Origin of the sequence: Streptomyces sp. NPDC096079 (assembly GCF_040303145.1) — a bacterium.
Classification (GTDB): domain Bacteria; phylum Actinomycetota; class Actinomycetes; order Streptomycetales; family Streptomycetaceae; genus Streptomyces.
Genome location: NZ_JBEOST010000012.1, coordinates 71,864 through 84,671 on the forward strand (window position 1 = coordinate 71,864; position 12,808 = coordinate 84,671).

A 12,808-nucleotide genomic window follows, 5' to 3' on the forward strand; every position below is an offset into this window, starting at 1 on the left:
GCCTCCTGAGGAGGGGTGGGGCGAGGGGCTCATGTCAGGCCCGGGTCTTGCTCAACAGTCGTCCGATCCGTCCGCGCGCGCACCCCGACCGTCCGGAGACGGGGCTCGGGCGGCTCCTTCCGGACGAAGGAACGGCGCAGCGCGTGGTAGGGCGCGGCGGGGTCCTCGAAGATCCCCCGCATCCGGGCGAGCTCCCGCTCACGGTGGGCCGCAAGGGGGGCGACGGACTCCCGGCGGTCGTGCTCGGCCTTCTTCGCGGCGATGCGCGGCTGGAGCCCTTCACGGGACGCGAGGCGCAGGGCCATCCGGGTGACTTCCGCGGCGAACTCGCCGGGTCCGCGGTCGACGACGCGGTCGACCAGGCCCATGTCGAGCGATGCCGCCGCGGACACCGGCCGCGCCTCTTCGACGAGGCGCGCGGCCAGGGCCTCGCCGACCCTCCCGGGCAGGGTGCGGGTCCAGTACTCCGATCCGCACAGGCCCATGAGCCGGTAGTGCGGATTGAGCACGGATCCCGTACGGCACCAGACCTCGTCGGCGGCGAGGGCGAGCATCACCCCGCCGGCCGCCGCGTTGCCGCCGATCGCGCTCACGACGAGCCGGTCGGTCGTGGTGAGGACGGCCTCGACCAGGTCGTTCATGGCGTTGATGTTGGCCCAGGACTCGGCGGCGGGGTCGGCGGCCGCCTCGATGACGTTCAGATGGATGCCGTTGGAGAAGAAGTCGCGCTGTCCGCCGAGGACGAGGACGGAGGTGGGACGTGTCAGGGCGGTCCGGTACGCCGCCAGCAGACGGCGGCACTGGTCGGTGCTCATCGCCCCACCGGGAAAGGCGAAGGACAGGACACCGACCGGTCCCTGCTCGCGGTACCGGATGTCGGTCCAGGTCCGCCGTCCCGGCGCCGGGTCGGCGGGGGCCGGGAGTTCGGGGAGTGCCGGCAGCCGGCCCGCGAGGGCCAGCGTGGCGGGGAGCTTGCAGGCGCGCGGCCCGCCGGGGCCGGTGCGGGCGCGCAGCTCGGGGAGCCACACCGCGCCGTCGACGGTGGCGCGGCAGACCGCGCCCGCCCGGGTGGCGAGCAGCGCGCCGGGCCGCCCGCGCAGGCCGTCCTCGGCGTGGCCCCCGTGCAGGAACCATGCGGCGCCGAGGAGCCGGTCCGGTACCCCGGGCTGCGAGTCGGCGGCCCGCAGCGTGCGCAGGACGGTCTCGGTGGTGTCCTCGTCCCACGAGATCCGGCGCTCCGTCTGCCGCAGGGCGGGGCGGACGCGGATCCCGCCGCTCTGCGGACGCGGTGTCGCCCCGGCGGCGACCCTCTCGACGGCTAGGAGCACGGCGGCCACGGCGGCGTCGGACAGCTCGTTGCGGTACAGGTCGCTCTTGCCGACCGCCGGGACGGGGAAGGACGCGGACGCCCAGACGTCACCCGCGTCCATCTCCTCGTCGGCCTGGAGGACGGTGACGCCCCACTCCTCGACCCCGTCGAGGATCGCGTGATCCAGCGAGGACGGGCCCCGGTCGCCCACCGGCCCCGGGTGCACGATCAGGCAGCGGTGCGCCGACCACACGTCGCGCGGCACGGCGGCCTTCAGCATGGGGGCCACGACCAGGTCCGGCGCGTGGCGCGCCACGGCCTCACGGACGGCGGCCCCGTCGGGGGTGACCTCCACGGGAACGGCGTGCCCGCGGTCGCTCAGCTCGACCAGCACGCGCTGGGTGAGGCTGTTGAAGCTGCCGGCGACGAGCAGGATGCGCATGGGCGGCCTTTCCGGGTCGCGGTGGACGGTGCGGGCCCTGGGGAACCGCGTCCACCGAGCGCTTGCGATCCTCGGGCAGCGCGAGCCGCACAGCGGGGCGACGCAGCCCGCACCTCACCCGTTCGAGGTGTCCCTCCGACCGATTGGCGGGCCGGTCGCCACCGTGGCCGGTCCTTCCTCCGCGGCCCCGGTCCCGCCGACGCGCGGAATTTTCTCCGGCCCGTCGCATCCGGGGCTCCCCCTCCCCCGGTAGCAAGCATCAGAGTCCGGGATGCCGCCGGAGGGCCGGCGGCGGAGAGGGAGGCCGCGCGGTGATCGACGTGGAGAGGATTCTCGTGGTGGGCCTGCCCCTCCCCGAGCTCGTGGCGTACCTGGAGGACTTCGGCCACGCCGAGGAATGGGACCCCGGGACGGTGTCGTGCGTACGGCTCGACGACGGGCCGGTGCCCGCCGGAGCCCGATGGCGCAACACCTCGGTGTTCCGGGGCCGTACGACCGACCTGGAGTACCGGCTCGACGTGCGCGAGCCGGCCCGGCTGCGGTTCGTCGGGGAGAACAGGACGGTGACCGCGGTCGACGACCTCCGCTTCACCGCCGAAGGGAACGGCACACGGCTGACGTACCGGGCCTCGCTGACGTTCCACGGCGTCGCGAAGCTGGCGACGCCGTTCCTGCGGGGAGAGTTCGAGCGGCTGGCCGACGGAGTCGCCACCCGCCTTCCGGCTGCCGCCGCGGCGAAGGGCACATGACCGGGCGCGCACTCCGGGTCACCCGATGCCGCGGCGGCGTGGGGGCTGGGGGCTGGGGGCGTCAGCCGGTCTCGTCGCCGCGCGCCTCTTCCAGTGAGGCGCTCATGATGGCCGTCGCGCGCGTGAGCCAGTCGGACAGTACGGCGATCTCCTGTTCGGAGTAGTCGGCGAAGAGTTCCCCGATGCGGCGGTAGTTGGCGCCGTAGACCGCGAACAGGCGCTCCGCGGCCGTGGCGTCGGCCACGACATGCACCCGCCTCCGGTCGCTCGGATCGTTGCGGCGCTGGGCGTACCCCGCCCGTTCGAGCCGGTTGATGACACCGGTGATGGCCCCGGTCGTCAGGTTCGCCCGCTGCGCCAGGTCACCGGCCGTGAGCGCCGTGCCCGCGCCGTCGGCTTCCAGGATGAATCCCATGCACGTGAGATCCGTGACGTTCAGCCCCAGGCGTTGAGCCATGTGGTGCTGGGCCACGATGCCCAGCGCGATGAGGTGATCCATCTGAGCGTGTGCCTGCTCAGGGGTGGAACGGGGGCGCTCCTTGCCGGCCAACGCAAATTTCCCTTAGTCTCTAAGTAGCTTAGCTTGTGAGATAAAACTTCCTCCTCATCAGCGTATCTCCAGCCCCTACAGACAGAAGGGATGCCATGAGCGCACACGGCCACGTCGACCTGGGCCACACCGTCGCCGGCTGGACCGGAACGGTCATCGGCCTCGTCAGCCTGAGCGTCCTCGGACTCTCCGTCATCACCGTCTCCCCGCCACTCGCCCTGACCGGCGCGGGCGTCGGCGTGCTCGCCGGCCTCGTCACCTGGTGGCTCCACCTCGCGGGATGGGGGAAACCCACCGGCCCCCGACCCGAGAGCGAATGGCCCTGGCGCGTGAAGGACGACACGGCCCGGCACGGACACCCCGGCTGCCTCGGATGCCGCATGGCCGGGCGGCGTCGCACCCGGCAGCACCTCGTCCCGACCCCCGGGATCGTCGGCGCCCGTCAGGGCCGCCAACGCGGGGCGGCGCCGGACTCGGCGGGGAGTCCGGCACCGCTCGGGTGATTCAGCCGGGCCACGTGCCGGTCAGCCGCCGGATCGCGGTGGCTCCCGTACGGTCGACGGCTGCCTTGACGACCGCGAAGATCGCCCCTTGCAGGGCGGCCGACACGAGGATCTCCCGCCAGGCGCGGCTCTCGTCGGTGGCGGCCGGCGCCTCCCCCTCATGGCCCAGCGCCTTCCACGCCTGTCGGAAAGCGAAGCCGGCGACGAGGCCGCTCGCCGCGCCGAAGGCCAGCCCGACCGGCCTGTAGGCGATCTTGGATGCCTTCATCGTCGCCTCCGGCTGCGCCGCAGGAGCAACACGGCGACGAGCGCGGTGGCGGCCCCGATCAGAGGGGCACGCTTGCCCCGGGCCAGGGTCGCGGCGGCACCGGCCTTCTCGCGGACCGGTTCCGGGGTCCTCTCCACGGCGAGACGTCCGACGCGCGTCGCGGTGTCGTGGACCTGCGCCGCCGCCTGGGACGCCTTGTCCAGGACCGGATCCGGTGTCTTGTCCTTGACCAGCCGGGCGGCGTGCGCCGTGCTCTCCCGGATCCGGTCCGTGACGACGACGGCCTGCTCCTTGATCTCGGCCGCCTTCACCTTGGCGTGCGCCTTGACGTCGGCCTTGGCGGCCAGCGCCTCCACCGTCGTGCCGAGCTCGTCCCGGGTGCGCTCGACCTGCTCGCGCAGCGCCTCGGGCGTGGGCGCGGCCTTCTTCCCGTCATGCGAGGGGGTGTTCATCGGTGTGCTGCCTCCTTGATCTCGGCGACGTCGGCCTTGACGCCGTCGATGGCCTGCTCCGGCACGGGAGCGCCGGCCTTGGCGATCTCCTTCTTCCCCACGCCGGCCGTCACCGCGGCGACGGCCGCCAGCAGGGCTGCGGCGACCAGGCCCGCGGCCCACAGCGGGAGAACGAGCGCGAGGGCTGCGATCAGAGCGACCACCAACGCCTGCGCGGCCAGCAGGCCGAGCAGACCGGCACCGCCGAACAGGCCGCCGCCGATGCCGTACCGTCTGCCCTTCCGGCTCATCTCCGCCCGGCCCAGCCGCAGCTCCGCACGGACCAGCTCCGCGATCTGCTGTGACGCCCGTGAGACGAGGTCACCCACGGGTGCCTCGGTGTGGTCCGGGTCCCGTCCGACGGCGCTCATCGGATCCTCACCTTTCCGTGTCCCTGCACGTCATGTGCGTGTGTCGCTGTCACGGCCCGCGTACCCCGCGAGAGACGACTCACCCACCCGTGCCGGGACGTCTCCGGGGCGGACTCGGGACGGCCCCTCAGGCGGAGAACCACGCGGCACGGTGCGAACTCCCCGTATCCGCCGGTGGCGTGGCCCTGATCTCATGGGTTCCGCCAAGGGCCGGGGGGCCGCCCGGGCCGGTACGTTCACGCCGTCTGCGACTGGGGAGGGTCGGCGTGAGCGGTGTGGTGTCGGTGCTGGTGGCGGCGGTGTTGTGGGGCACCGTGGGGCCGGCTCAGATCTGGGCCGGGAGCGGGGCTCACCCGGTGTCGTTGGGCGCGGCCCGCATGCTGCTGGGCGGGCTGGTGCTGACGGTGGTCATGGTGCGGCCGGCCGGGCTGCGCACGCTGCTCCGGCCCGGTCTGCGGCGATGGGTCGTGGCGAGCGTGCTGGTGACGGCCGCGTTCCAGGTGTGCTTCCTCCAGGCCGTCGAGCGGTCGGGAGCGGCCCTGTCGACGGCGACGACCTTCGGGACGGTACCGGTCGTGAGCGGGCTGTGCGGCCTGGTGCTGTCCGGAGAGCGGCCGTCGAGGCGGTGGGGGGCGGCCACGCTGTGCGCGGTCGTCGGCATCGGGCTGTTGCTGCTGCCCGGGAGCGAGGGACGCGCGGACGTCCTGGGTTCGGGATTCGGAGTGGCCTCGGGCGCCGCCTACGGCGTCTACATCGCGGCGACCAAGGAGCTGGGGGCGCGGGGTGGTGATCTGGACGCCGCCGCTCCGGTGAGCGTGCTGGGCGCCGGTCTGCTCGTCTCCCCGTCTCTCCTGCTGGCTCCGGAGGGTCTGTCCACGGCGCGAGGTTCGGCGCTGGTGCTGTGGCTGGCGCTGGGGACGACGGCCCTGGGCTATCTGTTGTTCACGCGGGGCGTGGGCGGGCTCAGCGCAGCCACGGTGGGAACGCTGAGCCTGACCGAACCTCTGGTGGCCACCGTGCTGGGAGTGGCGCTGCTCGGCGAGCGGCCGGGACCGATCGCCGTCGTGGGTGGTGTGCTGCTGCTGGGCGGTCTGGTGGCCGTCTCACGGCCGACGCGCCCACGGGCGGCCGCCCGGGAGGCCCGGGAGATCCGGAAGACCGAAGAGGCCCAGGAGGCCCGGCCCGAGCCGGCCGGGCCGTGACGAGCGCGCCCTACCGGTCCTGGTAGCCGCTCATGTTCGCCCGTACGTGGTCGGAGAAGAACCTCGGGCCGATGGCGTCGGCGCGGGCCATGCCCTCCGGGGTCAGCAGCACCACCGTGCCCGCCGTCCGGACCCAGTGGCGTACCAGGAGGGTGTCGAGCTGGGTGGCGAAGTCGGTCTCGAAGCGGGTGCCGAAGTGGCGTTCGTAGCGGACGACGTCGAGCCCGGAGGCTTCGAGGAGGTGCTGGAGGACGTACATCCGGCGCCGTTCGTCCTCGTTCATGGCGAAGGCCCACTGGGCGCGGCGGAACCGCTCGCTCGGGGTCGCTATGTAGTCGTCGATGATGCGGCGCACTTCGGGGACGGCGACGGCGTAGTCGGTGGTGTAGTGGAGGCCGGTGGTGAAGGAGCGGGCACCGACGCCGAGGCCGACCATGCCGGCCTGCTGGTTGTACTCGTTGATGCTGCTGCCCTCCTCGTCCTCGGTGGCGGCGGTGCCGAGGCGCCGGAAGACCCGCATGGACGTCTGCTCGTAGCCGGCGGACAGGAGGTGGTCCCGACCGAAGCGGTAGAGGCGCAGCCGCTGGTCGTCCCAGTCGGCGGGGCCGGTGGTGTGCCGGGAGCTGAGTCCGGTCAGGGGGCGGACGTAGAGGGGGTAGAGGTAGATCTCCTCGGGTTCCCAGGCCAGGGCGGCGTCGAGCGAGACCTGGAAGGTGCGTTCGGTCTGGCCGTCGATGCCGTAGATGAGGTCGATGTTCAGGACGGGGAAGCGGGCGTCGCGCAGGCGGCCGAGCGCGGCTTCGACCTCGTGGCGCTTCTGCGGCCGGACGGCGGCCCGGACTTCGTCGTCGAGGAAACTCTGCACGCCGATGCTGAGTCGGGTCGCACCGCGTTCCGCGAGGACGGCGAGCCGGTCGGCGGTGGCCGTGTCGGGCGAGGTCTCGACCGACCAGGACGCCGCCTGCAGGTCGGCGCCCATGATGTTCTCGGAGATGTCGCAGAGACGGGTCAGTTCGTCGGCCGTGAGGTAGGTCGGGGTTCCGCCGCCGAAGGCGGCGAGGGTGAAGCGTAAGGGCTCTCCCTGGGCGTCGAGGGCTTCCCTGGTGACGCGGGCCTGTCGTTCGAGGGTGGCCAGGAAGGCGGAGGTGACCTCTTCGGGGGCGCCGGTACGGGTGAAGAGGTTGCAGAACCCGCACCGCATCTCGCAGAAGGGGACGTGGACGTAAAGGGAGAGGGCGTCGAGACGTTCGCCCGACCACAGATCGCTCAGGAGCGGCCCGTCGTCGAGGAGCCGGTAGGCCTTCTGGTGCGGGTAGGCGTAGACGTACTGCTCGTAGGGGGTCTCGGCCTCCGTGGACGTCAAGACGGGAAGGGAGGGGGACGGAAGCATGACGGGCTTGCTCACGGGCGATGCGCCTCGCTTTCTGAGGGTTCGTCACAGGCGTGGACAGCTCGGCACCTTAGGGCGCGCCGCGAGGTGATTTCTGTAGTGTGATCCACAAAAGATCGGGTTCGCCACCTAGAGTTTCGTCCGCACTTTTCGCGGAAGATGCGCTTCCTCCCGAAATGCCGCCCCGGGTGCGGGTGACGGACGATCCGGGCGGCGCGAAACGCCTGACGCACCGCGCGTTCCTGGGGTTGTGTGTCCGCCATGAAGCGACTTCTCATCGCCGCGGGAGGTGGCGGGGACGCCATCACGGCGGCCATGGTGCACGCCGCGCTGCACGGCGCGCGCACTCCGGCCCTGGTGCTCACCTACGCGTGGGAGCGACTCGCCGTCGACCCCGTGCCCGGCCCGCGCGGCACGGCCGACTTCATCGCCCTCGACCGTCCCGCGCCCCATCTGGCCCTCGTCACGTCCCGGAGCGCACCGAGGGCACCGGCGGGATCCCTGCTCCCCCGGCTGGCCGGCTCCCTGCGGCCCGCGCTGGGGCTGCTCGACCCGTACGGCGGAGTGGCCGGCCTGGCCCGTCAGATCGAGGCGGCGGCCCGCTGGTGCGACGCCGACCGGGTCGACCTCGTGGACGTGGGGGGCGACATCGTCGCGCGCGGGGACGAACCGACGCTGCGCAGCCCCCTCGGAGACGCGCTCGCCCTGGCCGCCTGCGCCGCGGCAGGACTCCCGACCACCGTGTACGTCGCCGGGCCCAGCCTGGACAACGAGGTGCCGCGGGCCGTCCTGGCGCCCCGGCTCGGCGAACCGGCGTTCGCCCTCGCACCCGAGGACACGGACGACGTCCTGCCCGTCTTCGACTGGCACCCGTCCGAGGCCGGAGCGATGCTCGTCGCCGCCGCCCGGGGCGTCCGCGGCGTCTGCGGCACCCGCGACGCGCCCGCTCCCGTCCTCCTGGACGACTCCTCCCACCAGGTGCACCGGCTCACCGGCGACGAGGCCCTCCGGCTCAGCCCGCTCGCGCGGGCCCTCGCCGACTGCCCCGGCCTGGAGGCCGCCGAGACCGTCTCCCGGACCGTCTGCGGCTTCTCCGAGATAGCCCGGGAACGCCGGCGCGCGGCCGCCCTCCCGGCACCACCCGGTCCCCGCCCGGCCGCGGCGGACGGCGCGGTCCTGGAGCGCTACCTCGCCTTCGAACGCGCCCTTCGCGCCGCGGGCCTCGGCTATGTCACGACCCGCAGGATCACCGAGGAACTCGACCTCACCCCGGCCGAGGCGGACGTCCTGCACCGTTCCCTGGCGGCCGGCTCGCCACCCCGGCGGGCTACCCCGCTCTGGCGGCTGGCGGCGGAGTGACGAGCGCCTCCGGCGGGGTCCGGAGGCGCTGAGCCGCCGGGCGGGCCGGACGTCGCCCCCCTGTGCCTCGTGTTCCGGACACGGCCCTTCCCGTCCGGGACAGCGGCATTCCCTCGCCCGGGCGCCCGGTCAGCTCGGACTCCGGGTCACAGCCCTCCCCACCGATGCCCCACGACGGGAATCTGCGCGGCGGGTTTCGGCGGCGTGTCAGGGGTGAGGTGGATCTTCCTCGGCAGTCGATCCTCGGCCGGAGCGGTCGTGTTCGCCGGCGAGCAGGCCGGGCGAAGGGTGACCGGGCCGAGGGGCGTACCGAGGGGGAGGCGGCCGGCCGGGCCGCGGGCGACGAATGAGGAGGGGGCCGCATGGCCGTGGTCGCTGGCAGGGGCAGGGACAGGGGTGAGCGCGCGATGCGACGGGAGGGACCCGCTGGGACTGTCCGCGACCTTGTGCTCGCGGTGGGGCTCGCGGGCGTGGTGGTCGGCGGCGTGGCCCTGATGTTCAAGACGACCCGCTCGACCGGCTCCCACCTGCCGGTGGTCCTCGTCGTCCTCGTACTGGTGCTGGGTGCCGGCGCGGCGCTGGCACGGTGGGGCAGGGGCCCGGTGCGCCGGACCGGTGCTTTCGGTGCCGGTGCGGGAGTGAGAACCGGTGGCGGGACAGAACGTACCGCGCGCCTGCTGGACGGGGATGCGGTCGCCGCCTTCCCGGAAGGGGGTGCTCCGAGCAGCCCCACCATCCCTTCGGACACTGTCCGGTTCGTTCCCGAGTCCGCTGCGCCGCCGCCCGCCGTCGGCTCCGAGGCACTGGACCACCTGGCCGTCGACCCCGACGGCTTCGAGCACACGATCGCCGCATTGTGTGCCCGGGACGGCTGTTCGCCGGTGGAGGTGGTCGGCGGCGCCGGTGACCTCGGCGCGGACGTGGTCGCGACGACCGCCGACGGAAGGCGTGTGGTCCTACAGTGCAAGCAGTACGGGGAGGAGCACCGGGTCGGTTCTCCCGACCTCCAGCGTTTCGGCGGCACCTGTTACGCCGTGCACGAGGCCGATGTGGCCGTCCTCGTCACCACCAGCTCCTTCACGGAGCCCGCCCTGGAGTACGCGGCCTCCTGCGGGATCGTCTGCGTCGACGGCACGGAGCTGGCTGCCTGGACCGAGTCGACGGTGCCGGCGCCCTGGGTCGCCCCGATGAGCCAACCGGTGACGGAATGATCACCGACAGCTGAGAGGGACGCGACCGGGGGGCTGGTGGTGCTCGTACGCCTCTGCTTCCTCCCGGCGGAGGGTGTCCCGGGTGAGGGTGCCGGGAGTGGGCACGGTTCTCGCGACCTCGCGACGTGGTGCTTGCGCGCAGAGAACGCGGGCATGCGGGTGGGGAGCGCATGGGACCGCTCAGGAATGGGCCTGCGGCCTCCCCCGTCCGTGGGGCCCGACACGGTGGAGACCGGCCCGCACGGGTGGGGTGTGCGGGCCGGTGTCTCAGACCGTGTTCTGTACGGACGTGGTGCCCGTGCCGTTGTCCGAGATCGCGGGGGTGCCGGAGCCGCGGGCGGTGAGGTCGTTGCCGACCAGCCAGGTGCCGCTGGAGCCCGCCATCACGCCGATCGCGGCCCCCGAAGCGCCTCCGGTGACCGTGCCCACGGTGGTGGTCTGGACGAAGGTGCCCGCCGCGCTGCCGCCGACCCGGACGGCGTAGCCGGTGGCTCCCGTGATCCGGTTGCCTCGCAGGGTGGCGCCGTTCACCCCCGCGTTGATGCCGGGGCCGGTCGTGGTGAGGACGGTGTTGTCGGCGATGAGTGCGCCGGTGGACCCGCTGTCGACGCCGATGCCGTCGCCCTGGATGTCCGTGAGGCTGTTCTGGGCGACGACGGCCTGCGGGGAGCTCTGGACGTGGATGCCCTGGCTGTTGCCGGTGGGGGTGGGGCGCAGAGTCGCGGTGACGGTGTTGCGGGTGACGGTGAGGCGGTCGGTCTGCGTGGCGTAGATGCCGGCCTCGCCCTTCACCGACTCGACGGTGTTGCCGGAGATGGTGATGTCGTTGTGGCGGGCGCCGCCGGCCGGGACGGTGACGGAGATGCCGCCACTGCCGTCGATTCCGCGGACGGTGTTGCCGCTGATCGTGATGCCGCTGAGTCCGTTGCCCTGGGGCGAGTTGACGTAGATGCCGTGCAGCGCGACGTCGCTGACGGTGTTGTCGGCGATGACGGAGTCCTGCCAGTCGGCGGCGCGGATGCCGAATGCGCCGCTCTTCTGGACCGTGTTGCCGATGACCCTGATCCGACGGTGGAACACGCCCTTGGCGCCCCAGTGGTCCCCGCACAGGGCACCGAACGGCCCGGTCGTGGTGCCGGCGCGCAGGGTGCAGCCGGTGATGAGGACGTCCTCGCAGCCAGTGGCGTCGTAGGCGGGCGCGGGCAGGTTCCCCTCGGTGGCGCAGGTGATCTGGACGGCTTCCTTGGTGGTCAGGCTCGCGCCGTCTCCAGGGTGGTGGCCGTCGAAGACGCAGTTCACGACGGCCGCGTTCCGCACGGCGTTCAGCTCGACGGCGTGCGCCGAAGGGGTGTCGACGAAGGTGCAGTCCTTGAGGAGGACGCCTTCGCAGTGGGCGAAGCCGACGGCGTCGCTCTGCTTGCTGAACTGGGCGCCGCGCATGTCCCAGGTGCCGCCGAGGACGGCGATGTTTCCCGCGCCCGCGTAGCCGTACACGGGGGTGACCGAGTCGAAGTTCTTGAGCAGCGCGCCGCTGTCCTTGGTGCGCACGACGCGGGCGCCGTACGCGGACACGGTGGTGTCGGCGGCGAGGACGAGGCTCACACCGACGGGATAGGTGCCGGGCGGCACCAGCAGGGTGGCCGCGCCCGGTACGGCCTTCACCGCGGCGAGGGCGCTCTGGAAGGCTGCCGTGTCGTCGGTGGTTCCGTCGCCCTTAGCGCCGTGTGCCGTGACGTCCACCACGGTTCCTCCGGCGGCCGCGGCGGGCGGCGCGGCCAGCACGGACGCGCCGCCCCATGCCCCTACGAATCCGCCCATGGCCAGTATCAATGCACGACGTTCCATGCGCCCTCCCCCGTTCGCTCGATGATCAACGGGAGCCTACGTCAAGGGCCCTGGCACAGCGGACGGCGGGTCGAGTGACAGCGCACACGGATGCCCCGACGCCACGTGCGTGGCCTGCTTGACCTGCCAGGCGGTCCCCTGCACAGTCGGGGTGCGGCGGTTCCGGGGCGACGTCCCGTCCTCGTGCCGGCCGCTCCCGCATCCGGAAAGCGACAGCCCCGAGCCACAGGAGTGACGGAACCGGTGCTCCTCGACCTGGCAGTGATCGGTCTGGCCATCACGTTGGGGCCGCTGCACAACAGCGCGTTCATCCTGCTGCTGTCCTCGATGCGCGGCGTCCGCCTCGGTCTGGCGTTCCTGTTGTCGTGGCTGGCCAACCTGGTCGTGGTGATCACCCTCGTGATGCTCCTGACGAACGGCCACCCCCCGACCCGTCACAGCACCCCTTCGACCGCTGCGATCGCCGCGAAACTCGCCATCGGCGTGGCGTTGGTTCTGTACGGCGCCCACCGCCGCCGCCGGCCTCCCCGCCCCCACGGACCGCCCCGCTGGGCCGCCCGGATCGACAGCGCTTCCACGGTCACCGCTGCCGGTCTCGCCTGGGCGCTCCAGCCCTGGGGGCTGGTCGCCGCCGGCGCCGCCACCGCACTCGACGCGGACCTCTCCACCGTCTCCGACTGGCTCGCGCTGTCCGGCTACTGCCTCCTGGCCACGCTCAGCCTGATCGTCATGGAGATGTACGTGGTCTGGGCCCCCACGAGCGCGAACGCCCGGCTCACCGCACTGCGGAGCTGGCTGAGCCGGCATCAGGAACAGCTGATCGTCACGCTTTCCCTGCTGGTCGGCCTCTGGCTCATGGCCCGCAGCATCTACGACCTGGTCTCCTGAGCCTCCCCTCGGCTCCCCGCGTGTGCGAGCCGGACCCTCCCGTCCGTCCGCCGGATCGGTGGAGGGCAGGGGCGAGGGACCCGGGACTGCCCTCGTGCACCTGTACCGGGTGCCCTCGGGCTCGGTAGGCATCGTTCGTGGCCGGAGTGGCGACAGGAACAGCGAAGGGGGTCCTGTGTCGGCGAGAGCCAAGGGGCGGGGCGACGCGTCCGGCGAGCGGGCGGCCGGGA

General features: G+C 72.9%; 13 protein-coding genes. 6 read left to right on the top strand and 7 right to left on the bottom strand.

The features are described 5' to 3' along the window. Nucleotides 1-29: 29 nt before the first annotated feature. Nucleotides 30-1,751 carry a hydrogenase maturation protein gene (locus tag ABTY59_RS23745; protein ID WP_352021015.1) on the bottom strand — a complete coding sequence of 574 codons (1,722 nt, stop codon included), beginning with the start codon at nucleotides 1,749-1,751 and terminating at the stop codon, nucleotides 30-32. Between the two features lie 311 nt (nucleotides 1,752-2,062). Between ABTY59_RS23745 and ABTY59_RS23750 the strand changes: the two genes are divergently transcribed. Then, nucleotides 2,063-2,500: an SRPBCC family protein gene (locus ABTY59_RS23750; protein WP_352021016.1), complete on the top strand. Its 438-nt coding sequence runs from the start codon at nucleotides 2,063-2,065 to the stop codon at nucleotides 2,498-2,500. Nucleotides 2,501-2,561: 61 nt separating this feature from the next. Here ABTY59_RS23750 and ABTY59_RS23755 read toward each other — a convergent pair whose 3' ends face one another. Then, nucleotides 2,562-3,050 carry a MarR family winged helix-turn-helix transcriptional regulator gene (locus ABTY59_RS23755; RefSeq protein ID WP_352021017.1) on the bottom strand — a complete coding sequence of 163 codons (489 nt, stop codon included), beginning with the start codon at nucleotides 3,048-3,050 and terminating at the stop codon, nucleotides 2,562-2,564. Nucleotides 3,051-3,145: 95 nt separating this feature from the next. On the opposite strand from ABTY59_RS23755, the gene ABTY59_RS23760 reads away from it, so the two are divergent. Then, nucleotides 3,146-3,553: an HGxxPAAW family protein gene (locus ABTY59_RS23760; protein ID WP_352021018.1), complete on the top strand. Its 408-nt coding sequence runs from the start codon at nucleotides 3,146-3,148 to the stop codon at nucleotides 3,551-3,553. Nucleotide 3,554: 1 nt separating this feature from the next. Here ABTY59_RS23760 and ABTY59_RS23765 read toward each other — a convergent pair whose 3' ends face one another. From ABTY59_RS23765 to ABTY59_RS23775, 3 genes are read right to left on the bottom strand one after another with little or no spacing between them, the layout of a single operon-like run. Continuing rightward, the gene (locus tag ABTY59_RS23765) at nucleotides 3,555-3,821 is read right to left on the bottom strand and encodes a DUF4235 domain-containing protein (protein ID WP_352021019.1); all 267 of its coding nucleotides are present in this window, start codon (nucleotides 3,819-3,821) and stop codon (nucleotides 3,555-3,557) included. After that, nucleotides 3,818-4,273: a DUF3618 domain-containing protein gene (locus ABTY59_RS23770; RefSeq protein WP_352021020.1), complete on the bottom strand. Its 456-nt coding sequence runs from the start codon at nucleotides 4,271-4,273 to the stop codon at nucleotides 3,818-3,820. Before ABTY59_RS23770 ends, ABTY59_RS23765 begins: the two co-directional genes overlap by 4 nt. Beyond that, entirely contained in the window at nucleotides 4,270-4,683 is a 414-nt protein-coding gene (locus tag ABTY59_RS23775) for a phage holin family protein (protein WP_352021021.1), read from the bottom strand. Before ABTY59_RS23775 ends, ABTY59_RS23770 begins: the two co-directional genes overlap by 4 nt. 266 nt (nucleotides 4,684-4,949) lie before the next feature. Between ABTY59_RS23775 and ABTY59_RS23780 the strand changes: the two genes are divergently transcribed. Then, the gene (locus ABTY59_RS23780; protein WP_352021022.1) at nucleotides 4,950-5,885 is read left to right on the top strand and encodes a DMT family transporter; all 936 of its coding nucleotides are present in this window, start codon (nucleotides 4,950-4,952) and stop codon (nucleotides 5,883-5,885) included. A 10-nt stretch (nucleotides 5,886-5,895) separates the two neighbouring features. Here the strand turns inward: ABTY59_RS23780 and ABTY59_RS23785 are convergent, their stop codons facing one another. After that, complete coding sequence (locus ABTY59_RS23785; protein ID WP_352021155.1) at nucleotides 5,896-7,275, bottom strand: STM4012 family radical SAM protein; 1,380 nt, start codon at nucleotides 7,273-7,275, stop codon at nucleotides 5,896-5,898. A gap of 261 nt (nucleotides 7,276-7,536) precedes the next feature. Here ABTY59_RS23785 and ABTY59_RS23790 point away from each other — a divergent pair, with 261 nt between their 5' ends. Continuing rightward, nucleotides 7,537-8,634 (top strand): DUF1152 domain-containing protein, encoded by a 1,098-nt coding sequence (locus ABTY59_RS23790; protein WP_352021023.1) that lies wholly within the window; start codon nucleotides 7,537-7,539, stop codon nucleotides 8,632-8,634. Nucleotides 8,635-8,996: 362 nt separating this feature from the next. After that, complete coding sequence (locus ABTY59_RS23795; protein WP_352021024.1) at nucleotides 8,997-9,845, top strand: restriction endonuclease; 849 nt, start codon at nucleotides 8,997-8,999, stop codon at nucleotides 9,843-9,845. Nucleotides 9,846-10,112: 267 nt separating this feature from the next. Here ABTY59_RS23795 and ABTY59_RS23800 read toward each other — a convergent pair whose 3' ends face one another. Then, nucleotides 10,113-11,690 carry a right-handed parallel beta-helix repeat-containing protein gene (locus tag ABTY59_RS23800; protein ID WP_352021025.1) on the bottom strand — a complete coding sequence of 526 codons (1,578 nt, stop codon included), beginning with the start codon at nucleotides 11,688-11,690 and terminating at the stop codon, nucleotides 10,113-10,115. Nucleotides 11,691-11,933: 243 nt separating this feature from the next. Here ABTY59_RS23800 and ABTY59_RS23805 point away from each other — a divergent pair, with 243 nt between their 5' ends. Next, the gene (locus tag ABTY59_RS23805) at nucleotides 11,934-12,578 is read left to right on the top strand and encodes a GAP family protein (protein WP_352021026.1); all 645 of its coding nucleotides are present in this window, start codon (nucleotides 11,934-11,936) and stop codon (nucleotides 12,576-12,578) included. Nucleotides 12,579-12,808: the final 230 nt, after the last annotated feature.

What these genes read in the sequence shown, in the direction of transcription:
- ABTY59_RS23745 (WP_352021015.1), bottom strand. Translation starts at nt 1,751, where the DNA reads ATGCGCATCCTGCTCGTCGCCGGCAGCTTCAACAGCCTCACCCAGCGC.
- ABTY59_RS23760 (WP_352021018.1), top strand. Translation starts at nt 3,146, where the DNA reads ATGAGCGCACACGGCCACGTCGACCTGGGCCACACCGTCGCCGGCTGG.
- ABTY59_RS23765 (WP_352021019.1), bottom strand. Translation starts at nt 3,821, where the DNA reads ATGAAGGCATCCAAGATCGCCTACAGGCCGGTCGGGCTGGCCTTCGGC.
- ABTY59_RS23770 (WP_352021020.1), bottom strand. Translation starts at nt 4,273, where the DNA reads ATGAACACCCCCTCGCATGACGGGAAGAAGGCCGCGCCCACGCCCGAG.
- ABTY59_RS23775 (WP_352021021.1), bottom strand. Translation starts at nt 4,683, where the DNA reads ATGAGCGCCGTCGGACGGGACCCGGACCACACCGAGGCACCCGTGGGT.
- ABTY59_RS23785 (WP_352021155.1), bottom strand. Translation starts at nt 7,275, where the DNA reads ATGCTTCCGTCCCCCTCCCTTCCCGTCTTGACGTCCACGGAGGCCGAG.
- ABTY59_RS23790 (WP_352021023.1), top strand. Translation starts at nt 7,537, where the DNA reads ATGAAGCGACTTCTCATCGCCGCGGGAGGTGGCGGGGACGCCATCACG.
- ABTY59_RS23795 (WP_352021024.1), top strand. Translation starts at nt 8,997, where the DNA reads ATGGCCGTGGTCGCTGGCAGGGGCAGGGACAGGGGTGAGCGCGCGATG.
- ABTY59_RS23800 (WP_352021025.1), bottom strand. Translation starts at nt 11,690, where the DNA reads ATGGAACGTCGTGCATTGATACTGGCCATGGGCGGATTCGTAGGGGCA.